At 71.8% G+C, this 21,044-nt stretch carries 18 protein-coding genes; 10 read left to right on the top strand and 8 right to left on the bottom strand.

All coding sequences use genetic code 11. The features are described 5' to 3' along the window. Positions 1-12: 12 nt before the first annotated feature. Genes ABD832_RS14735 through ABD832_RS14720 form a run of 4 tightly spaced genes read right to left on the bottom strand, consistent with a single transcriptional unit; the run spans position 13 to position 5,948 of the window. A complete protein-coding gene (locus ABD832_RS14735) occupies positions 13-1,791 on the bottom strand; it encodes an ABC transporter ATP-binding protein (RefSeq protein ID WP_344894462.1) in 1,779 nt (592 codons plus the stop codon). Positions 1,792-1,839: 48 nt separating this feature from the next. Then, the gene (locus ABD832_RS14730; protein WP_344894459.1) at positions 1,840-3,600 is read right to left on the bottom strand and encodes an ABC transporter ATP-binding protein; all 1,761 of its coding nucleotides are present in this window, start codon (positions 3,598-3,600) and stop codon (positions 1,840-1,842) included. A 37-nt stretch (positions 3,601-3,637) separates the two neighbouring features. Further along, positions 3,638-4,693, bottom strand: coding sequence for a Gfo/Idh/MocA family protein (locus ABD832_RS14725; RefSeq protein ID WP_344894456.1), 1,056 nt, complete (start codon positions 4,691-4,693; stop codon positions 3,638-3,640). Continuing rightward, entirely contained in the window at positions 4,686-5,948 is a 1,263-nt protein-coding gene (locus ABD832_RS14720) for an aminotransferase class III-fold pyridoxal phosphate-dependent enzyme (RefSeq protein WP_344894453.1), read from the bottom strand. Before ABD832_RS14720 ends, ABD832_RS14725 begins: the two co-directional genes overlap by 8 nt. Positions 5,949-6,081: 133 nt before the next feature. On the opposite strand from ABD832_RS14720, the gene ABD832_RS14715 reads away from it, so the two are divergent. The 4 genes from ABD832_RS14715 to ABD832_RS14700 all read left to right on the top strand — a co-directional run bounded on the left by ABD832_RS14715 (position 6,082) and on the right by ABD832_RS14700 (position 10,057). Continuing rightward, positions 6,082-6,876: a phosphoribosylaminoimidazolesuccinocarboxamide synthase gene (locus tag ABD832_RS14715; RefSeq protein ID WP_344894450.1), complete on the top strand. Its 795-nt coding sequence runs from the start codon at positions 6,082-6,084 to the stop codon at positions 6,874-6,876. After that, positions 6,863-7,567 carry an SDR family oxidoreductase gene (locus ABD832_RS14710; RefSeq protein ID WP_344894447.1) on the top strand — a complete coding sequence of 235 codons (705 nt, stop codon included), beginning with the start codon at positions 6,863-6,865 and terminating at the stop codon, positions 7,565-7,567. Before ABD832_RS14715 ends, ABD832_RS14710 begins: the two co-directional genes overlap by 14 nt. Before the next feature lie 31 nt (positions 7,568-7,598). Then, on the top strand, positions 7,599-8,489 hold the full coding sequence (gene hisG / locus ABD832_RS14705; RefSeq protein WP_344894444.1) for an ATP phosphoribosyltransferase: 891 nt from the start codon (positions 7,599-7,601) through the stop codon (positions 8,487-8,489). Positions 8,490-8,833: 344 nt separating this feature from the next. Then, positions 8,834-10,057, top strand: coding sequence for an MFS transporter (locus ABD832_RS14700; protein WP_344894441.1), 1,224 nt, complete (start codon positions 8,834-8,836; stop codon positions 10,055-10,057). 16 nt (positions 10,058-10,073) lie between these two features. Here the strand turns inward: ABD832_RS14700 and ABD832_RS14695 are convergent, their stop codons facing one another. Further along, positions 10,074-10,904, bottom strand: coding sequence for an SDR family NAD(P)-dependent oxidoreductase (locus ABD832_RS14695; RefSeq protein ID WP_344894438.1), 831 nt, complete (start codon positions 10,902-10,904; stop codon positions 10,074-10,076). A gap of 75 nt (positions 10,905-10,979) precedes the next feature. On the opposite strand from ABD832_RS14695, the gene ABD832_RS14690 reads away from it, so the two are divergent. Then, positions 10,980-11,555: a winged helix-turn-helix transcriptional regulator gene (locus ABD832_RS14690; RefSeq protein WP_344894435.1), complete on the top strand. Its 576-nt coding sequence runs from the start codon at positions 10,980-10,982 to the stop codon at positions 11,553-11,555. Here the strand turns inward: ABD832_RS14690 and ABD832_RS14685 are convergent. Continuing rightward, positions 11,540-13,930 (bottom strand): ATP-binding cassette domain-containing protein, encoded by a 2,391-nt coding sequence (locus ABD832_RS14685; RefSeq protein ID WP_344894432.1) that lies wholly within the window; start codon positions 13,928-13,930, stop codon positions 11,540-11,542. The genes ABD832_RS14690 and ABD832_RS14685 overlap by 16 nt on opposite strands. Positions 13,931-14,496: 566 nt before the next feature. Then, complete coding sequence (locus tag ABD832_RS14680) at positions 14,497-15,384, bottom strand: maleylpyruvate isomerase N-terminal domain-containing protein (protein ID WP_344894429.1); 888 nt, start codon at positions 15,382-15,384, stop codon at positions 14,497-14,499. A 390-nt stretch (positions 15,385-15,774) separates the two neighbouring features. Between ABD832_RS14680 and ABD832_RS14675 the strand changes: the two genes are divergently transcribed. Together ABD832_RS14675 and ABD832_RS14670 are read left to right on the top strand one after the other, a co-directional pair. Further along, positions 15,775-16,137 carry a nuclear transport factor 2 family protein gene (locus ABD832_RS14675; RefSeq protein ID WP_344894426.1) on the top strand — a complete coding sequence of 121 codons (363 nt, stop codon included), beginning with the start codon at positions 15,775-15,777 and terminating at the stop codon, positions 16,135-16,137. A gap of 313 nt (positions 16,138-16,450) precedes the next feature. Beyond that, positions 16,451-17,923, top strand: a complete 1,473-nt coding sequence (locus ABD832_RS14670) for a hypothetical protein (RefSeq protein ID WP_344894423.1) — start codon at positions 16,451-16,453, stop codon at positions 17,921-17,923. An 83-nt stretch (positions 17,924-18,006) separates the two neighbouring features. Here ABD832_RS14670 and ABD832_RS14665 read toward each other — a convergent pair whose 3' ends face one another. Next, positions 18,007-18,624 (bottom strand): Pycsar system effector family protein, encoded by a 618-nt coding sequence (locus ABD832_RS14665; RefSeq protein WP_344894420.1) that lies wholly within the window; start codon positions 18,622-18,624, stop codon positions 18,007-18,009. A 187-nt stretch (positions 18,625-18,811) separates the two neighbouring features. On the opposite strand from ABD832_RS14665, the gene ABD832_RS14660 reads away from it, so the two are divergent. The 3 genes from ABD832_RS14660 to ABD832_RS14650 are packed head-to-tail and all read left to right on the top strand — an operon-like array spanning position 18,812 to position 20,933. Then, the gene (locus tag ABD832_RS14660) at positions 18,812-19,459 is read left to right on the top strand and encodes a TetR/AcrR family transcriptional regulator (RefSeq protein ID WP_344894417.1); all 648 of its coding nucleotides are present in this window, start codon (positions 18,812-18,814) and stop codon (positions 19,457-19,459) included. After that, entirely contained in the window at positions 19,456-19,662 is a 207-nt protein-coding gene (locus ABD832_RS14655; RefSeq protein WP_344894414.1) for a ferredoxin, read from the top strand. The genes ABD832_RS14660 and ABD832_RS14655 overlap by 4 nt, the downstream gene beginning before the upstream one ends. Beyond that, positions 19,659-20,933: a cytochrome P450 gene (locus ABD832_RS14650; protein ID WP_344894411.1), complete on the top strand. Its 1,275-nt coding sequence runs from the start codon at positions 19,659-19,661 to the stop codon at positions 20,931-20,933. Before ABD832_RS14655 ends, ABD832_RS14650 begins: the two co-directional genes overlap by 4 nt. The last annotated feature ends 111 nt before the right edge of the window (positions 20,934-21,044 follow it).

Raw genomic sequence — 21,044 nt, 5'->3', positions numbered from 1 at the left:
CGTTCTGCGCGTTCATGCCGGCCTCTGGTGGGCGTAGTAGGTCGCGTACAGCTCGGAGAACGGGCCGTCGCGGCTCAGCAGCTCGTCGAAGCCGCCGTCCTCGACGATCGTGCCCTCGCGCATGACCAGGATGCGGTCGGCCCGCCGGATCGTGGCGAGCCGGTGGGCGATCACCAGCACGGTCCGGTCGGTGAACAGCCGCGACAGCGCGTTCTGGATGCCCCTCTCGGTCAGCGGGTCGACACCGGCCGTCGGCTCGTCCAGGATGACGATGTCCGGCTCCCGCAGGAACATCCGGGCCAGCGCGATGAGCTGCCGCTGCCCGACCGAGACGCCCTGACCTCCCGCGGCCAGGTGGTCGTGCAGGGACATCGGCATGCTGCGCGACCACACCCGGCGCCCGATCCTGTCGACGGCGCGTTCGACGTCGGCGTGATCGGCGTCCGGCCTGCCGTAGGCGATGTTCTCGGCGAGCGTGCCCGCGAAGATGAACGGGTGCTGCGGGACGACGCCGACGCGCCGCCGGTAGGAGCGCAGGTCGAGCGAGCGGATGTCGCGGCCGTCGACGAGCAGCTCGCCCTCCTGGAAGTCGTAGGCGCGGGCGATCACCTTGGCCAGGGTGGACTTGCCGCCGCCGGTGTGCCCGACGACGGCCACGGTCTGCCGCGCGGCGATCCGCAGGTCCAGGCCGCGGAACACGACCGATCCGGGCCCGTACGCGAACGTCAGGCCGCGCGCCTCGATGTCGCCCCGCAGCCCGGTCACCGGCTCGTTCCCGTGCTGGACGACGGCGTGCTCGCTGTCGATCAGCGCGAACACCCGTTCGGCCGCGGCCAGGCCCTGCTGGAACAGGCTCCAGAAGGACGCCGCCTGGGTGACCGGCTGCCAGAGCATGCCGAGCGCCTGCAGGGCGAAGTACCACTCGCCCGGCGAGAGCCTGCCGAGCACCGCGAAACGCCCGCCCTGGTACAGCACGACGGCCGTCGCCAGCCCGGCCAGCAGCGTCAGGACCGGCAGGATGAGCGTGTAGATGAGGCCCTGCCTGACGTAGACCGCGTACGACAGCCGGTTGACCCCGTCGAAGTCGCGGTAGACCGTCCTCTCGCGGCCGAAGCCCTTGGCGACCGAGATGCCCAGCATCGACTCGTGCACGTTGGCGTTGACCCTGGCCATCACCCGCCGGGTGGCGGCCGCGGCCGTCCTGGCGATCCTGCGGAAGGCCAGCGCGGTGCCGAGCAGCAGCGGCAGCGCCGCCAGGATGATCAGGCCGAGGTCGACGTCGATCCAGAACACCACGCCGCCGAGCAGCAGCACCAGGAACAGCTGGCTGAGCAGGTTCAGGGTGAGGGTCATGACCGAGCTGAAGCCCTCGGTGTCGCCGGTGACCCGGCTGAGCACCTTGCCGACCGAGTTCCGGTCGTGGAACGCGATGTCCTTGGCGAGCGCGGCGTCGGCGGCGTCGCACTGCAGCCGGTACACCACGTCGCCGACCAGGCGGGCGGTGATGGCCTGGCGTGCCCAGTTCATCCCCCAGGCCACCACCGCGGCCGCGACCACGAACAGGCTCAGCCGCAGTCCCAGCCCGGCCCCGGCCGCGACCTGGTCGATCACCTGGGAGATGACGATCGGCACGGCCGCGGTCAGCAGGGCCGACCCCACCACGAGGGCGGCGGAGCCGAGCATGGCGCCGCGCCGTTCCCGCAGGTAGTGCAGGATGCGGCCGAGGAGGCGGCGGTTGCCGTAGACGCGGTCGTAGTCGTCGGCGTGCAGGCCCGCGAACAGGTCGCTCACCGCGGACGCCGATCCGCCGGCGCCGGTGGGGCCGATGCGGCCCGGACGTCATTCACTGTAGATCTCCTGGTACAGCGCGCAGCGCGCGATCAGCTCTTCGTGCGTTCCCTGGTCGACGACCCGCCCGGCGTCCAGCAGCAGGATGACGTCGGCGCGCCGGATCTGGCCGGGGCGGTGCGAGACCAGGATGGTGGTACGGCCGGTGGCCGCGCGCTCGATCGCCTCGGTGATGGCCGTCTCGGTCCGCGCGTCGACCGCGCTGGTCGCGTCGTCGAGGGTGAGGATGCGGGGGTCGGTGAGCAGCGCCCTGGCGATGGCCAGCCGCTGCCGCTGCCCGCCGGACAGCGTGGTCCCCCCCTCGTTGAGGACCGTGTCGTAGCCGTGCTCCATCGCCCGGACGAACTCGTCGGCGCACGCCTGCTTGGCGGCGCGCACGACGTCCTCGTCGTCGGCCCCGTCCGGCGAGCCGAACGCGATGTTGTCCAGCACGCTCTTGGAGAACAGGAAGGTCTCCTGGTCCACCTGGCCGATCTGGCGGCGGAGCGCGCCCGGTTCCCACTCGCGCACGTCCCGGCCGTCGATGAGCACCCGGCCCTCGGTGGCGTCGTACATCCGGTTGACCAGCTTGACGAGCATGCTCTTGCCGCTGCCGGTGGGCCCGACGACGGCCAGGGTGCGGCCCGCGGGCACGTGGAAGGAGACGTCGCGCAGGATGTCCCTCCCCTCGTGGCGCAGGTGGACGCCCTCGAAGGTGACGGCGCCCCGCAGCGTCGCGGTCGTCCCCGCGGTGTCCTCCCGCTCGCCCGGGTCGCCCTCGGTGATCTGCCGCATCCGGGACGCGGCGACGAAGCCCTCCTGGATGATCGGCACGGCCTGCTCGGACATGGTGACCGGCTGGGCGAACAGCACCAGCCAGCCCAGGTAGGTCACGACCTGGGCGAGGGTCAGCCCGCCCTGGGCGTACAGGTGCAGGGAGTGCAGGGCGCCGATCGCCATCGCCAGCGCGAAGCTGAGCGCGGGCAGGTAGACGGCCTGCGCCCTGCCCTTCCTGACGAAGGCGTCCCGGTAGGCGGCGGCGGCCCGGGTGAACGCGCGCCGCTCGTGGTCCTCCTGGGTGAAGGCCTTGACCGTGGCGATGCCGCCGAGGGTGGTGGAGAAACGCTCGTTGAGGTCGGCGAAGGTCTCCCGGGCGCGCATGGTCAGCGGGTGCAGCCGCCGTACGTGACGGTGCAGCGCGTACCCGAACACCACGATCATCACGCCGGGGGCCAGCAGCAGCCAGGGGTGCAGCGAGGCGATGAACAGGATCGGGACCAGCAGGGCCAGCAGGCCGTTGAAGGCGGTGGAGACGCCGGGGCTGAGCATGTAGTCGACGAGCCTGGCGTCGTTGATGGCGCGGGCCAGGATGTCGCCGATGCGCTGCTGGTCGTGGAAGGACAGGCGTTTGGCGAGCAGGCCGCGGTACAGCTCGTCGCGCGCGTCCCGCTTGACCCGCTGGGCGATGATCTCCATCGAGCCGTTGAACAGCAGGTCGGCGACGAACCGGCCGGCCGCGAGCAGGCCGATCGCGACCGCCGCGGCCCCGACCACGCCGAGGTCGGGATCGGGGCCGGTGGCCGCGGCGAACGCCGCGCCGATCTGCACGGGGACGAGGGTGGAGCAGAGGTTCGCCGCCACCGCCGTGACGGCGAACACCGCCAGCAGCGTCCGGTGCCGTCCCAGGTGGCCGAATATCCACCCCCGCACGCCCGAGGACGCGGCCGGCCCGCCGAGGGCGGGTTCTCCCTCCGGTCGCGTCCCCTCAGCCATCGGTTCCTCCGCCGGTCGCGGTGGTTCCCGTGGTCACCTAGCCGACCCGGAGCGGATCCGCGAGGACGCCGGCGCCGTTCCCGCCGATGGCGTACAGCTCGTCCATCGTCCGGTCGCACAGCACCGACGCGGCGAGCGCGTCGGCGACCGACGGCACGTCCTGCGCGGCGGCCGAGCCGTTGGCCGGACGCCCGGCCGCCCTGGCGCGGCAGGCGGTGACGAAGGCCTCCAGCTCGGGCCCGAACCCGCTGCGCCCCCAGCCGTGGTCGAGGTTGCGCGTGCTGTGCAGCTCCTGGCCGAACGGCACGCCGTCGGACAGCTCCAGGGTCACCCGCTCCAGGGACGGGGCACTGTAGCGGCTGCCGTCCATGCCCTGCACGGCGACGCCCACGATGAAGCGCTTGACGTGATTGCCCATCCGCAACGTCGTCAGGGAGCCGTCGTGGTGGCGCAGCACGAGGTTGACCTGGAAGCGGTCGGTGCCGTCGAGGATGGCGTGCGCGATCACCTGGACGACCGGTGAGGGCGTGAACCAGCGGGCCAGGTCCAGGGCGTGCACCCCGTTGTGCCGGATCCACGCCTCCAGGGTCGTGTCCACGCCCCACTGCGGGGCCGACGGGTGACGGCTGTAGAAGTCGATCGTCACCGAGCAGGGGGTCTTGCGGGCGCCCGCGCTCAGCTCGTGCAGCCGCTGGAGGGTCTCGGTGTAGCGGAAGTTGAAGCCCACCTGGACGTGGCGGCCGGCCAGGCGCACCACCTGGTCCAGGTCCTGCAACGCGGGGGTGGACGGCCCGGCCGGCTTCTCCACGAAGCAGTCGACCCCCGCCTCCACCAGGTGCCGGGTGAGCCGGTAGGACGGCTCGGGCGGGACGGCCAGCAACGCCGCGTCCACGGTCCCGGCGTCGAGCCCGTCGACGGAGTCGGCCAGGACCGGCGCGCCGGTCAGGGCCTGCAGCTCCGCGGCCATCGACAGGTCGGGGTCGACGCAGGCGACGACCCGGTGGCCGCGGATGCGCTGCAGGAAGGGCAGGAGGTTCTGCTGCATCTGCCTGCCGCAGCCGATCAGGGCGAGGCGTACGACCGGCTCAGCCACGGCCGGCTCCGGTGGAGGTGCTCCACTGCTCGAAGGCCTGGCGCGCCCGGTCGTGCAGGTCGCTCCAGTCGATGTCGCGGTGCGCGAGGCTCACGAAGGAGGGGTGTCCCTCGAGCAGCAGGATGCCGGCGCCGGTGAGGGCGCCGAGCAGCGCCTCGCGCCGGTCCTTGTCACCGAGCAGCCCGTCGTCGTGGTAGACCAGCTCGAACATCCCGCCACCCAGCACCGGGCGGGCACCGACCAGGGAACCCACCCCGGCCTCCGTGGCGGCCGCGGACAGGACGGACGCCACCTGCGTGCCGATCCTGCCGATCTCGGCCCAGCCGTCCGGGGACTCCCCGACGGGCTTCTCCAGGATGTCGCGGGTGGCCAGCGCGGCGTACACGGCGATCATCTCCTTGGAGAAGGTGCCGCTGAGCCGGGCCCGTTCGGCGTGGGCGAGCAGCTCGGCGTTGCCGACCAGGATGCTCAGCGGCGCCCCGTTGGCCAGCGCCTTGCCGATCACGACCAGGTCGGAGCCGATGGCGTTGTCGTGGTCGTAGCCGAGCGGCGAGATCCGCCCCCCGGTCTTGGTCTCGTCGAAGACGGTGAGCATGCCGGCCTCGCGGCACATCGCGACGGCCCGCCGCAGCACCTCGGGCGTGGTGAACGACGCGAGATAGGCGTCGAACACGAAACACCCTAAACGGTCCCGGTGCCGCTCCAGCAGTTCGGAAAGCGTTTCCAGGCGCAGGTCGACCCAGTTCACCGCGGGTTCAGACTCGCCGATGCCCCGCATGGCGTCGGTGTACTTCAGCCTTTCCCGGAGTGGCGAGTGCAAGGGCTCGTGCCATTTCAGGGAATTGGCGATCTGCGCGTCGTGCCAGCCGACGTAACCGCTCCGCACGATGCCGAGCCGGCCCGTCTGCATCGCGGCCAGCCGGAAGGCCGCGGTGACGGCCTCGGAGGCGGTCTTGAAGAACGCTCCGCGATCTCCGGGCCGATTTCCGAGCAGCCGTTCCAGATACTCCTGGTGGAAGGTCGTATATCCCGGCATCATGACGCCGTTGTCCAGGTGGCCGCGCACGATCTCGTTGAAAAGGTCATCGGCGTGGCCGATTATCACTGGTCCGTAACCCATGACGAAGTCGATGTACGTCATGCCGTTCGCGTCCTGCACCTCACCCCCCCTGCCCTGGGAGAACAAGAGCTGACGCCCCTCGGACTTGAACTTGCGCGTGATCTTCGAGTGGGCTATCCGCTCGTTTTGGGACAAGGATCCTCCCGGTGGTGCGCTATCCGATCCCGTACTTAATCTCAAGGACCGTACAGTCACGTCGTAAGGGCGTCAACCATCCTTAATTCCCGGCTTTTAGGCACCTTGACAGCCCCGCACAACGCATATCAAGGTGTGTGAGGCCATTAAAGACGGGCCGGCCGACACGAACTACGAACGCCGATATGGAGGCGATGTGGATTACGGGTCGAGAGAGGGAATTCCGGTCCTCGACGTGGCCAGGACGACCGAGCCGGATATCGTCGGACGCAGCAAGCGCCTATGGCTTCTCCCGGGCGGACGCTGTCTCGTGCAGATAATCCCCAGCCTGCGCAGTTTCACGTACCAGCGTGACGAAATGGTGGAGCGCACCGGCCCGCTTCGTCTCGATTTCTACGAGAAGGCCGCGGCCCGCATCGTGGCCGCGGGCGTGCCGTGCGCGTTCAGGGAGCGGGTCTCCGCCGACCACTACCTCGCCGACTACTGCCCGGCCCCGCCCTTCGAGGTCATCGTGAAGAACAGGGCCACCGGGTCGACCACCCGCAAGTACCCTGGCCTGTTCGAGGACGGCGCCCCGCTGCCGCGGCCGGTCGTGAAGTTCGACTACCGGGTCGACCCCGAGGACCAGCCGATCGGCGAGGACTATCTCAGGGCCCTGGGGCTGCCGGTCGAGGAGATGCGCGAACGCTCCCTCGCCGTCAACGACGTGCTGCGGTCCTGGCTGCACCCGGTCGAGGTGTGGGACTTCTGCCTGATATTCGGGCAGACCGAGGACGGCGAGCTGACCGTCATCTCCGAGATCTCCCAGGACTGCATGCGGCTGCGGCACGAGGACGGCTCACCCCTGGACAAGGACCTGTTCCGCAAGGGCGTCGCGGGGGACGAGATCGTGAACCAGTGGAGTCGCATCCTCGATGTCATCTCCTGAGACCCGGGTCGCCCTGGTCACCGGCACCAACCGCGGCAGCGGGCTGGCCATCGCCGAGGACCTGCACGACCGCGGCTACCGCGTCTTCTCCCTGAACCGCTCACCGGCGGGACGGGACCGGCTCGGCGAGCACCGGTGCGACCTGGCCGACCCCGCGCAGATCAGGAGCGCGGTCGGCCGGGTGCTGCAGGAGGCGGGACGTCTCGACGTGTGCGTGTCCAACGCGGTCGACCGGGTGCTCGACCCCATAGCCGACCTGGACGAGGCCGACTGGGACCGGCTGGTCGCGGTCAACCTCAGCGCGGGCTTCCACCTGCTCAAGGCCGTCCTGCCCGCGCTGCGGGCGAGCCAGGGCCTGTTCGTCGCGATGGGCAGCCACGCCGCCACCCGCTTCTTCGAGGGCGGCGCCGCCTACAGCGCCACCAAGGCCGGGCTGAAGGCGCTGGTCGAGACGCTCCTGCTGGAGGAGCGGCGCAACGGGGTCCGCGCCTGCCTGGTGTCCCCGGGCGCCATCGCCAACCTGGACGGCGACGGGTCGCCGCACAAGATGAGCACCCGCTCGGTCGCCCGCTGCGTGGGCGCCATCGTCGACACCTGGCCGAGGGACCTGGTGGTGGGGGAGATCGAGATACGCCCCTCCGGCCTGCCCGAGCCGCCCGTCATCGGGATCGACCGGTTGCTGCACGTGTGACCGGCCTCAGGGGAACCGTGAAGGAGCAGTCATGATCTCCCTCGCACTGCCGAAGGGGTCGCTGGAGCGGCGGGCCCTGGAGCTCTTCGCGGCCGCCGGGCTCGACGTGCGACGCTCCTCGGAGCGCTCCTACCGCGGCACGATCGACTACGCCGGGATGACGCGGGTGGCGTTCTACAAGCCGCGCGAGATCCCGTCGGTGGTCGGGAGCGGGTCGTTCGACCTGGGGCTGACCGGGGCCGACTGGGTGGAGGAGACCGGCGCCACGGTCGAGGTGGTGGAGTCCTTCGACTACTCCCGGCACTCCGAGAGGCCGTGGCGGCTGGTGCTCGCGGTGCCGTCCGGCCACCCCGCCACCGGGGTGGCCGACCTCGGCGACGGCGTCCGCGTGGCCACCGAGTACCCCAACATCGGCCGCCGCTTCCTCCAGGACGCCGGGATCGGGGCCGAGGTGATCGTCTCCTACGGCGCGACCGAGGCCAAGATCCCGGAACTGGCCGACGCGATGGTGGACGTGGTGGAGACCGGCCGTTCGCTCCGGCAGAACGACCTGCGGATCATCGAGACCATCCGGACCTGCGGCGCGCAGCTGATCGCCAACCCGGCCGCCTACGCGGACGAGGACAAGCGCGCCGTGATCCGGAACGTCGCCCGGCTGCTGCGGGCCGCCTGGGTCGGCCCCTCCCACGTCCTGCTGACGGTACGCGCGCGCGCCGGGGACCTGCCGGGGGTGACCCTCGCCATGCCCGGACGGTCCTGGCGCGCCGGGTCGGGCCTGTCGGACGAGGACATGGTCGTCCTGCAGGGGGTGCTGCTGAGAAGGGACGTCCCGGAGACGATCGACGTCCTGCTGTCGGCGGGGGCCGTCGACGTCACCGAGTCGGACATCGGCATCCTCGCCTCGAACACACCGGGGGCATGACGCCGATCCGTCCCGCGAACGGATCACCCCGCGACCCTCCCCTCTCCCCCGGCGTCCCCCTCGGCGGCTCCCCCACGCGGTCCCCGCCGTATCTCCCGCCGCGTCCCGTGCCGGAGAGCGGTGCGCGGTCGCCGGGAGGTCCTCGCCGCGCCCGCGGGCGAACCCGGGCGGACACCGCCACCGGGACGAGAGTGATCGAATCTGGGAAAGTCCCCGGAACGACGCGCCCGCGCCTGATTGGGTGGAGGCCGGGCGGCCACCCGCGACACCGGCCGCCCCGCCCTCGGAGACCCCCGCCCGGCCGGGCCGCCCGGCCGTCGCGACATCGCGCGAAGGAGAGTTTCATGGACCGCCGGCCGATGCCAGGCACCTCGGAGCCGGACGAGGAACTGCGGCGGCCCTCGCCGTGGGGGACGATCGCCGTCGTCTACCTCGGCGGGGTCGTCGCGGCGATGGGACTCGGCAAGTTCGCCTCGGTCGGGCCGGAGGTGGCGGACCGGCTGTCGCTGTCACTGTCACAGCTGGGCTGGGTGATCTCGGCGGTCGTCGGGGTGGGAGCCGTCGCCGGCCTGCCCGCCGGGTACATGATCCGCCGGTTCGGCACGGAGAGGTCGCTGGTCGCCGGCCTGGTCCTGATCGCGGCCGCGAGCGCGGCGAGCGTCCTGGCGGGCGACTTCCCCTGGCTGCTGGCCGCCCGGGGCGTCGAGGGCATCGGGTACGTGCTGGTCACCGTCTCGTGCCCGGCGCTGATCATGCATCTGGCCCGGGAGAGGGACCGCGGAGCGGCCATGTCGCTGTGGGCCACGTTCGTCCCGGTGGGCATCGGGGCGAGCACGCTGGCCGGTGGGGCGGCCGGCTCCGCACTGGGCTGGCGGGGCTGGATCGGGCTGATCGCCGGCCTGACGCTCGCGATGGCGCTGGCCGCGTGGACGCGGCTGCCGCGCGGGCCCGGCCGGCAGGCCGCGGCCGGGCCCGTCCCCCGGGCGGGGGCGCTGGCCTGGCCTGCCGTGCTCGCCGTCTCCTTCTGCCTGAACGTCCTGGTGACCATCCCGGTGATCGTGCTCCTGCCCACGCTCCTCATCGAGGAGTACGGCCGCTCGGCCGCCGCCGCGGGCGCCGTGACCTCGGCGATCTCGCTGCTCGGGGTGCTCGGCGGGCTGGCCGTGGGGGTGCTGCTCCGCCGGGGCGCGCCGGTCGGCCTGCTGGCGCCGGCCGGGCTCCTCGTCGTACCGGCGGCCTGGCTCGTGTACGGCGGCAGCGGTTCGCAGGCCACCGCGCTGGCCGGGGCGGGGGTGATCTCCGTCGCGAACGGGTTCCTGGCGGCCCTCGTCTTCGCCGCCCTCCCCCTGGTGCTGAAGAACCTCGCCGACGCCGACGTCGGCAACGGCGTGGTCGCCCAGGCGGGCAGCGTCGGGTCGCTGCTCGGTCCCCCGCTGTTCGGCCTGGTGGCCGGCGGGCTCGGCTTCCAGGCCCTGGTGCCGGTCATCGCCGCCGGGACGCTGGGCGCCGTCGGGGCGTTGCTGCTGGCCGGCGGGCGGGCGGCCCGGTCCCGGCCGTCCGGCGGCTGACTTTCGCCGCGACGGTTCAGCGTCCGCGCAGAAGGTCCTCGGTGTAGGCCGCCAGGCGGGCGGCGTCACCGGGGTCGAGCGTCCTCAGGGACCTGTCGACCGGCCGGCCCCTGTCGACCGCGGAGAGCGCGTCGGCCGGCGGCTCGTCGATCCACCCGGCGATCGGCCGGACCGCGTCGGCCACCGGACGGGCGAAGAGCCGGGCGAGCAGCTTGATCGAGCCGCGTACCAGCGGATTCGGGTGCGCGTCGGTCCCGCTGCGGGTGAAGCCGGGGTGGTAGAGGACGTAGCGGGCCCTGCTCCCCGCCCGTCCGGCGAACGCGACGCCGAGCAGGTCGTTGGCCCGGCCCGCCTGGAGCTGGGCGCGTACCTGCCCGTAGCCGCGGGTGAGCTGCGGGTCCTCCCAGAAGATCCGGCCCGCGGTGGTCCCGACCCCGGCGACGTTGACGATCACCGGGTTCGGGGCCGCGTCGAGCAGCGGGGCCAGCCGGTGGCCGAGCAGGTAGCGGCTCAGGTAGTACAGCGCGAAGGTGTACTCCAGCCCGTCGGCGGTCTGCCTGCGCGCGGGGCTCAGCCGGTTGGCGAACAGCGCCAGCGCGTCGATGCTCTCGTGCCGCCCGGAGATGTCGGCGACGACCCGCGTCACCTCGGCGATCGACGACAGGTCCGCCCGTACGAACCGCAGGCGGGGGTTCGCGGCCCGCTCCAGCAGGGCACGTCCCCTGGCCTCGTCACTGCCGATCACGGTGACGTGGTCGCCCCGAGAGAGCCGTTCGAGGGCGGTGGCGCGGCCCATGCCGCCGGTACCGCCGCTGATGATCACAGTTTTCGGGGGCCGGGTCGGCACGTGTCCTCCGTAGGCTCGGAATCGGCTGGACCCATCGTGGGCCTGTCACGTCCGAGGCGGAAAGAAGGCAGTTTCATGTCCGGTACGCACACCGATGTGCCCTCGGTGCTGGCGCACGAGCTTCCCCGGCCGGTCCCGGCCGACGAGTTCGCGGCGTGTCCCGTGAGCGACGTGTTCCGGCGCGTGGGCGACAAGTGGAGCATGCTGCTGGTGATCCTGCTCGGGGGCCGCCCGCACCGGTACAACGAGCTGCACCGCGCCGTCGAGGGGATCAGCCAGCGCATGCTGACCCGCACGCTGCGCGGCCTGGAGACCGACGGGCTGGTCTGGCGCGAGGTGCGTCCCACCGTGCCGCCCGCCGTCGAGTACGGCCTGACCCCGCTCGGGCGGACGCTGCTCGAACCGCTCTCGGCGCTGGCCGACTGGGCGGTCCGGCACGAGGCGGAGATCGGCGAGGCCCGTTCCCGCCGGGCCCCGGCCCGCGAGTCCCGCGAGGCCTCCGAGGCTCCTGAGGCCCGGGAAGCCAGCGAGGACGCCGGCCGGGCACCGTACGACACCCGCCACGGCCCCGGTCAGGCGCGGCGGGCCCGGCCGGGGGCCTCGGCCGGGCCCGCGCGACACCCGCGGGGGCCCGGTCAGGCTCCGACGTAGGCCGCCAGGTGCTCGCCGGTGAGGGTCGAGCGGGCGGCGACGAGGTCGGCGGGGGTGCCCTCGAAGACGACCAGGCCGCCGTCGTGACCGGCACCGGGGCCGAGGTCGATGATCCAGTCCGCGTGCGCCATGACCGCCTGGTGGTGCTCGATGACGATGACCGACGTACCGGACTCGACGAGCCGGTCGAGCAGGCCGAGCAGCTGCTCGACGTCGGCGAGGTGCAGGCCGGTGGTCGGCTCGTCGAGGACGTAGACGCCGCCCTTGTCGGCCATGTGGGTGGCCAGCTTGAGCCGCTGCCGCTCACCGCCGGACAGCGTGGTGAGCGGCTGGCCGAGGCTGAGGTAGCCGAGCCCGACGTCGGCGAGCCGGCCGAGGACGGCGTGCGCGGCCGGGGTGCGCGCCTCACCGGCGCCGAAGAACTCCCGGGCCTCGGTCACCGACATCGCGAGCACCTGGCTGATGTCACGGCCGCCGAGACGGTGCTCCAGCACCGAGGCGTGGAACCGCTTCCCCTCGCACTCCTCGCAGGTGGTGGAGACACCGGCCATCATCCCCAGGTCCATGTAGATCACGCCGGCGCCGTTGCAGGTGGGGCAGGCCCCCTCGGAATTGGCGCTGAACAGTGCCGGCTTCACGCCGTTCGCCTTCGCGAACGCCTTGCGGATCGGGTCCAGCAGCCCGGTGTACGTCGCCGGGTTGCTGCGCCGCGAGCCGCGGATGGGCGACTGGTCGACGGACACCACGCCCGCCCCGGCCGGGATCGACCCGTGGATCAGCGAGCTCTTGCCCGAACCCGCGACACCGGTGACGACGCACAGGACGCCGAGCGGGATGTCGACGTCGACGTTGCGCAGGTTGTGGCGGTCGGCGCCGCGGATCTCCAGCGCGCCCTTGGGGGTCCGCACCGTCTCCTTGAGGGCGGCCCGGTCGTCGAGGTGACGGCCGGTGACGGTGCCGCTGGCCCGCAGGCCCTCGACGGTGCCCTCGAAGCAGATGGTGCCGCCCGCCGTACCGGCGCCGGGGCCGATGTCGACGACGTGGTCGGCGATCACGATCGCCTCGGGCTTGTGCTCGACGACGAGCACCGTGTTGCCCTTGTCCCGCAGCCGCAGCAGCAGGTCGTTCATCCGCTGGATGTCGTGGGGGTGCAGGCCGATGGTGGGCTCGTCGAAGACGTAGGTCACGTCGGTCAGCGCGGAGCCGAGGTGGCGGATCATCTTGACGCGCTGGGCCTCACCGCCCGACAGGGTGCCCGACGGCCGGTCGAGCGAGAGGTAGCCCAGCCCGATCTCCACGAACGAGTCGAGGGTGTGCCGCAGCGCGCCGAGCAACGGCGCGACCGACGGCTCGTCCAGGCCGCCGATCCATCCGGCGAGGTCGCTGATCTGCATCGCGCAGGCGTCGGCGATGTTGACCCCCTCGATCCGCGAGGAGCGGGCCTCCGGGCTGAGCCGGGTGCCCTCGCACCTGGGACAGGTGGTGAAGGTGACCGCCCGGTCCACGAACGCCCGGATGTGCGGCTGCATCGCCTCCCGGTCCTTGGACAGGAACGACTTCTGGATCTTCGGGATCAGCCCCTCGTAGGTGAGGTTGACGCCGTCGACCTTCACCTTGACCGGCTCCCTGTAGAGGAAGTCGTGGAGCTCCTTCTCGGTGTAGTCGCGGATCGGCTTGTTCGGGTCGACGAAGCCCGACTCGGCGTAGGTCCGTACGGTCCAGAAGCTGTCCGACTTCCAGCCGGGGATGGTGAACGCGCCCTCGGCGAGCGACTTGGAGTCGTCGTAGAGCTGGGCGAGGTCGAGATCGGTGACCGAGCCCCGGCCCTCGCAGCGCGTGCACATGCCGCCGATACGGGTGAAGGTCGCCTTCTCGGCCTTGTGGGCGCCGCGCTCGACGGTGATCGCGCCGCTCGCCCGGACCGTGGGGACGTTGAAGGAGAAGGCCTGGGGAGAGCCGATGTGCGGCTGCCCGAGCCGGCTGAAGAGGATGCGCAGCATCGCGTTGGCGTCGGTGGCGGTGCCGACGGTGGAGCGGGGGTCCGAGCCCATCCGCTGCTGGTCCACGATGATCGCGGTCGTCAGGCCGTCGAGGACGTCGACCTCGGGCCGCGCCAGCGTCGGCATGAAGCCCTGCACGAAGGCGCTGTAGGTCTCGTTGATCAGCCGCTGCGACTCGGCGGCGATCGTGCTGAACACCAGCGAGCTCTTGCCCGAGCCGGAGACGCCGGTGAACACCGTCAGCCGGCGCTTCGGGATCTCGATGCTGACGTCCTTGAGGTTGTTCACGCGCGCGCCGTGCACGCGGATCAGGTCGTGGCTGTCGGCGGCGTGCGGCGCGGACGACCGCGTCTCCGTTCCCGGGGCCGTGCTCATCGTGTCTCCCTCTGTTACGCGAGCCCTGTCATGTGAGCTCTGTCATGTGAGCTCTGTACGCGAGCTTCTGTTACGTGGGGCCGCCTTCACGCGCTCCCCGTCGGCGTCGCCCCGGTCGATCTAACCAGCTTCGAGCGGTACGTCCGATCCTTTGCGCCGGCTCGTCCCGTACGCCGGCCGGCTCGTCCCGCACGTCGGCCGGTTCGTCCCGCACGCCGGCCGGCGCGTTTCGCACGCCGGTCCATGGCCCGCCCCGGATACGCGGCACGTCCGGCCGGGACGTCACGCCGTCAGGCCGGACGGTGACCGTCGCGCATCGGCTCGCGGCCGGGCGTCTCGTTCACCTCGCGTCAGGCCCGGACGCGTCCCGGCCGTCGTCCGGGTCCCCCGTCCGAGGCGCACGCGGGCCGTCGTACGGGAGGATCGCGCGGGTGGTGACGTCCATACGGTCACGCTAGCCGCGGCCGGGGGCCGTCGCTTCTCGATTCCTGACCGATCCGGCCGTCCGTCTCACGAGGCCACGAGGCGCGACTCCGCGGCAGGCTGTTTCCCCGGAGGGCCATGGGTCAGGGGCCGTCCGTCACGACCGGGGCCGGGTACGCGTTGGCGGGCAGGTGGACCTTGCGCAGGAAGGCCGGCAGCAGCCAGGGACGGCGCCCGGTGACGACGACCTTCCCGGTCAGCGCCGCCCTGGCCCGGCTCATCCTCCCGAACAGCATCAGGTTCAGGGCGACCGGGTCGAAACGCAGGCGCACGTCGGCCCCGGACCCCGCCTCCTCCACGGTCACCCTCCCGTCCCGCAGCACCAGCGTCACGGGGGTGACGTACCGGGACCGGAACTCCACGGCGATGCGGCGCGGGTCCGGTGGTTCCCCGTGGTCCAGCAGCGACCCGCTGCCGTTGCGGGACAGCCCCACCAGGAACAGGTCGAAAAAGAGGGCGGCGTCCCGGGGGGACATCGGCCAGGGGGCGCCGAGGGCACGGGCGACGTCCCGGCCGTGGATCATCAGCTCGTTGACCAGGTGCGCCAGCAGCCCGGCCACCGGCAGGCGGGAGGCGCCGAGCCAGGTCACCGTCCGGCCGGGATCGGCGTTCTCGCTCATCCGCAGGATGTCCCCGATGTGGCGCCGCAGATGCCCGGCCAGCACCCGCGGGTCCCGCTCGGTGAACTCCTTCATGACGTGGTGGTTGAGCTCGGCGACCGTGTCCACGTCGACGGAGTGGATGCGGTCCGCGAGGCCCGGGAACGGGTCGGGGACGCCGGGCCCCAGCAGGGACGGGTAGTACGAGGCGATGGTGACCACGTGGGCCGCGGTGTCGGCGACCGTCCACTCCCGGGTGACCATGGCCCGGGGATCGGGTGCGGAGGCCACCAGCTCGGCGAACCGGTCGCCGTTACGTTCGAGGGCGGCGCGGGCCTCGCGCCACAGGTCCTCCGTGGTTCTTCCCGCCATACCGGCCTCCAGAGATCCACCGCAGCGCCACGGTAACACCCCCCGGCCTACCGCTCTTATCCGGAAATGCGCCGTTCCGGCCCGGCGGCCGGAACCTGTCCGAAGTCGTCGCGGACGGCGCCGGCGACCCGGGGCCGACACGGCGGGCCACCGGCGCCCACGTTCGCCAGGCGCCACCGGACCAGCGGACGGTGAACGCTCCACCGCCAAGGCGCCCGGACGCGGAGTAGGTCGTACACCGTCGCACCGCCGGACCGCCGGACCGCCGGACCGCGGAGATCCTCGGTGAGCGCCGGCGCGACGCGATACCCACCTCGGGGACAGTTGCGCGTCGCCCTTCGCCCCGTATCGTCCCCACCAGTGGCCCCGGCCGGGCGAGGAAGGATCGGCATGAGCGACGAAGTGGTGCGGCACGTTTTCCAGGTGGTCGACTCGTTCGACCCCGACGCGTTCGTACGGCTGCTCGCCGAGGACGCCACGCTGGTGTTCGGCAACGCCGAACCGACGACGGGACGCGAGACCATCGCCGCCGGGCTGCGGACGTTCTTCTCCACCATCGGCGGCCTGCGGCACCGGATCGTCAGGAACTGGCAGGTGGGCGCGGACGTCATCGCCGAGACCGAGGTGACCTACCGGCGGCTCGACGGCAGGGAGGCGAGCGTCGTGGCCGTGTCCACCTGGCGCACCCGCGACGACGGCCTGATCACCGACTACCGCATATTCGTCGACCTCGCCCCCGTCTACCTGCCCTGAGTCCCGTCGAGCGCGGCACCTGTCCTGAGCCCCGACAAGCCCCGGCGTGCTCCGCGTCGTAGGCGATCACCGTGCCGTCGGCGTAGACCTCGACCTGCACGTGGGCGTGTCCCTCGTCATCGAGGGCGAGATGGAAGGTGGACGTTCGCCGGCTCGCGTACTCGTCCCCCCGGTCCTCGTCCCACCCTCGCCGGAAGTACCTCACCTCATCACGTCCTTCCCGGCGGCCTCATCCCCACGAGGAGCGCGGGGACGGCGGCGAGCGGCCCGGCCGATGAAAATCTTGTCATAGGCGGTTGCTACCTTCCCGACCATGATGAAGGCCGGAGACGTCGCCGCCGTACCCCTTCCACTGGGCGGCTACGGTGCGTGCCAGGTGGGCGGGGTCGACGCCGACGGCTGGGCGACGGTGTGCACGCTCGACTGGTACTCCGCGATGATTCCCACGCTGGAGGACCTCGCCTCGGCCGGCCCGCTCGTCCTCACCCACCACGGCTGGCCGAAGTGGCCGGAAAGACCGGAGGCCCTCAGGGTCGACCTCTCCGTCCCCCCGCCACCGGATCTCGTCTGGCTCGGGTGGATGCCCGTCCTCCCCGGTGTCCCGCAGGAGATCAACGCCTACGGAGCCTGGGAGAGCATGCCTTCGTCCATCGTCCACCAGCGGCGGTGGGACCTTCAGGTGCCCGCGGACGTCAGGGCCGCCTACGGCGACCCCGGCCAGGGCCCGGTGGTGGTCGATCTCGGCGACGGGCCACGGACCCTGCGCACCACGGTGCCGGACCTCGACCTTCCGCCCCACCTCCCCCGGCTTCGCTGGCCGGCCCTGGACGCGCTGCCCTGCCTGACCGCCCTGCGACACTCCGGTCCCGACCGCGGTCTCACCGAGGCTCTCACCGCCCGCCCTCTCATCGACCGGCTCACCTGGAACGATCCGCCGGGCACCGTCGATCTGAGCACGACGCACCTCACCACGCTGACGATCTCCGGAACCGGGCTCCGGCACCTGCGCCTGCCACCCGGGCTGATGGACCTCCGCCTGACGGGTGAACCGCCCGAGACCGTCGAGGCGGCCGAGGACGGCCGGTGGATCGAGCTGACCATGACCTCGGCGGCCGGTACCGTCCCGAGCGGCCTGCACGGGGTTCGCGAGCTCGACCTTCACGTGGCGGGCGACCTGTCACCGGTCACGCTCGGAGCGCTCACCGGCCTGGAGTCCCTGCACCTGGGGTGGAGCCGTCCGTACGGCCGGTTGCTCGACGCCTTCGACCCGGGCCGCTTCCCGCGGCTGCACACCCTGCGGCTCACCGACGCCTACGGCATCGACGCGTCCTTCCTGCCGCCCTCCGCAGCGTCCCTGCGCCGCGTGAGCGTCGACGGGATCCGGCGCAGCCAGGCCGGACTCCTCAAGACCCGTTACGGGGGAACGCCCGTGCACGTGACCGTCCAGGGCGCCAAGTCCGACGCCTGGCTGGCGGCCAATGTCGACAACCCTCTGCGTGACTGGGTCGACGGCGACGAACGAGGGGGTGCCGCGGCCTGCAAGGCCTACGCGTCCGCCGTCCGCGCCGTCGGCCGCCTGTCCGCCGGCGATCCCGCCACGGCGGCCGCGGCCCGGACGATCCTGCGGACCCTCGTCGAGAAACTCAACGGGATCGAGGAACGCTACGAGATCATCGACACTCTCCGGCGGGAAGAGGCCGCTGACGCCTTCTTCGACCTGGCACAACGCGCCGGAATCCCCGATCCCCAGGCCGCCGGCTGGTTCGACGAGTGGCGTGACTTCTAGCTCGCGGCGGCCATGCGGATGACCCGGCGGACGACCCGGGACGTGTACGGCGGGTATGCCGTTCCGGCGGTCACGCGAGGGCGTCAGAGGACCAGCTGGATGACCGCCGAACCGACCGTCGACCCGATGGAGATCAGAAGCAGCCAGAAACCCCATCGGATGAGCCGGTACTTTCTGGTGACGATCACGCTGATCGTCCGGATCTGTTCGGCCAGGGCGGTCAGATCCTCGTCGTCATGCTTGCGCAGCGCGTTGGCGATCTTCACCGCGGAGCCGTACCGGTTGACGTCACCGAAGTAGGTGAACCCCAGCGCGCGCTTCGTGATGCGCGGGTAGACCGCGCCCGCCAGGCAGACCAGGGCGGCGAGCGCGCACACCGCCCCCACCCACCACAGCCATTGCAGACCCACGTGCAACTTCATCGGTGACCAGTTCCCCGCGAGCAGGCCACCGGCGATCGCGCCGATGCCCAGCCCCGCGACACCGAGAAGCACCTGTGCCTTCGTGTCCGCCCGGTTGAGTTCTTCACGGGCTTCGGTGAACAGCCGGGCCCCGCGCGCACGGGCCTGCGCGTCACGGTCCCGCGGCGGCGGTACGGACACGTTCGTCCTGGTCATCCACCGGAACACCTGTGCCCCCTGGGTGATCGAACCTTGAATTGTTCTGTTGTGCATGACGAAGGACGTCGAGGATCGGTTCATGACCAATTCTTCCGACACCCTGTGAACGGCACTCTATGTGATCAACGGCCGCTGCCGAATATGCCCGTCGTCGTTCTCGTACGCACCGCTTCCGGTTCACCGGTTCACCGGTTCCGAGACGTCCGGACGACCACCCCCATCCCGTAGGACCATTGACATATCAAATGAACGTTCTTTTAATTACCCCATGGGGCGTATCGCGGGTGTCACCGCCGCCGAGACCAGGGAGCGGCTGCTGCGAGCGGCGGCCGAGGTCTTCGCCCGGCGCGGCTATGACGGCACGCGGGTGGCCGACATCGCCGCGGCGGCGGGGGTGAGCAACGGTGCCCTGTACGCCCACTTCGACTCGAAGGCCGAGCTGCTGGTGGCCGCGCTGCGCGCGCACGGGCCGCAGTTGCTGGCCAGGTTGTTCGCCGCCGACCCGGACCGGCCGATCACGGAGCTGCTGGCCGTCGTCGGCCGCGGGCTTCCGCGCCGGCGTGACGCCCACGGCTATCTCATCGTCGAGGCCCTCGTGGCGGCGCGCCGCGACGAGGACGTCGCCCGGCCGATGCGCGACTACGTCGGCGAGCGCGCCGACCGGCTCGCCGGCCTCGTCCGCGCCGCCCAGGACGACGACGAGGTGGACGGCACGCTGTCGCCGGACGCGCTGTCGCATTTCTGCCTGCTGCTCGCGATGGGCAGCGCGCTCGTCACGCCCGACCTGCACCGGGTCGACGACGGGGAGTGGGCGGCGTTGCTGGCCCGTCTCGTCACCGCCCTGGCCCCCGCCGGCGCCGCGGCGCAGCCCTCGGCACCCACCGGCACCACGGCACAGAGGGGAGCCCCGCGGTGAGAGTGAGGATCGACCCCGGGCGATGCCAGGGACACGGTCGCTGCTACGACCTCGCCCCCGGCCTGTTCGGCGAGGACGACGAGGGCTACGGGCACGTCGTCGGCGACGGCGTCGTGCCGCCGCACCAGGAGCAGGCGGCGCGCCTCGCCGTGGCGAACTGCCCGGAAAGAACGATCGAGATCCTCCAGGAGACCGCGACATGACCGTCGACGACCGCTTCCAGCAGCAGGAGTTCGAGAAGAGGATGCGGAACCGGCCCGACGGCGTGCGCAACGAGGCCGTCACCGGGCCGGTCTCCGACTGGGCGACCGACTTCTCCCACACCGAGCCGGAGTGGGCGGCCGACCCGTACCCGATCCAGGACGACCTGCGGCAGCGCTGCCCGATCGCGCACACCGACCGGTTCGGCGGCGCGTGGCTGCCGACCCGCTACGAGGACGTCGCGGCCATCGCCTACGACACCGAGCGCTTCTCCTCCCGGTCGATCATCGTGAGCAACTTCCGCCCGCCGCTCGAGGCGGCGCCGGTGGGCGGCACGCCCCCGATCTCCTCCGACCCGCCCTTCCACCATGACGCGCGCAAGCTGCTGCTGCCGATGTTCACCAAGTCGGTGGTCTCCAGGCAGGAGCCGGCGACGCGGGCGTTCTGCCACTCGCTCCTCGACGCGCTGGAGGGGCAGGACGTCATCGACGCCGCCCGCGACTACGCCCAGCACATCCCGACGCGCGTCATCGCCGACATGCTGGGCTTCCCGCCCGAGGACGGGCCGCGGTTCCGCGAGTTCGTCGAGAACGCGCTGGAGGGCGTCAACCTGCCGCCCGAGGAGCGCGGTCCCCGGATGGAGAAGCTGTTCGGCTACCTGCTGGAGCAGATCCGCGACCACGTCGACAACCCGCGGGACGACCTCACGACCTACCTCGTCAACGCGGAGCTGTACGGCCGGAAGCTGGAGCCGTTCCACGTGGCGGGCACGATGGCGCTGCTGCTCATCGCCGGCATCGACACGACGTGGAGCGCGATCGGCGCCTCGCTGTGGCACCTGGCCAGGACGCCGGCCGACCGTGAGCGCCTGGTCGCCGAGCCCGCCCTGCTGCCGTCCGCCATGGAGGAGTTCCTCCGCGCCTACGCGCCGGTCACGATGGCGCGGCTGGTCAAGGAGGACATGCACTGGCACGGCGTCGACATGAAGGCCGACGACTGGGTCCTGCTGTCGTTCCCGGCGGCCAACCGCGACCCGGCCCAGTTCGACCGGGCGGACGAGGTCGTCATCGACCGCGAGGTCAACCGGCACGCCGCGTTCGGCCTGGGCATCCACCGCTGCGCGGGCTCGCACCTGGCCCGGATGGAACTGCGGGTCGCCCTGGAGGTCTGGCTGGAGCGCATCCCGGTCTTCGGCCTGGACGACCCGGCGGCGGTGACCTGGGCGACGGGCCAGGTCCGCGGTCCGCGCACCCTCCCGCTGCGCATCGGCTGACCGGCCGCCGCACGAAGATCGGTGAGAGGTACGGCGGGACGGCGTGCCCCTCGTCGTCGCGGAGACGACCGGCGTCTCCCGCGAGATCACCGTATCGTCGTACCGGAACGT

Origin of the sequence: Streptosporangium longisporum (assembly GCF_039534895.1) — a bacterium.
GTDB lineage: Bacteria > Actinomycetota > Actinomycetes > Streptosporangiales > Streptosporangiaceae > Streptosporangium > Streptosporangium longisporum.
Note: the sequence above shows the minus strand (reverse complement) of the source record. Positions and strands in the feature narration are given on the sequence as shown.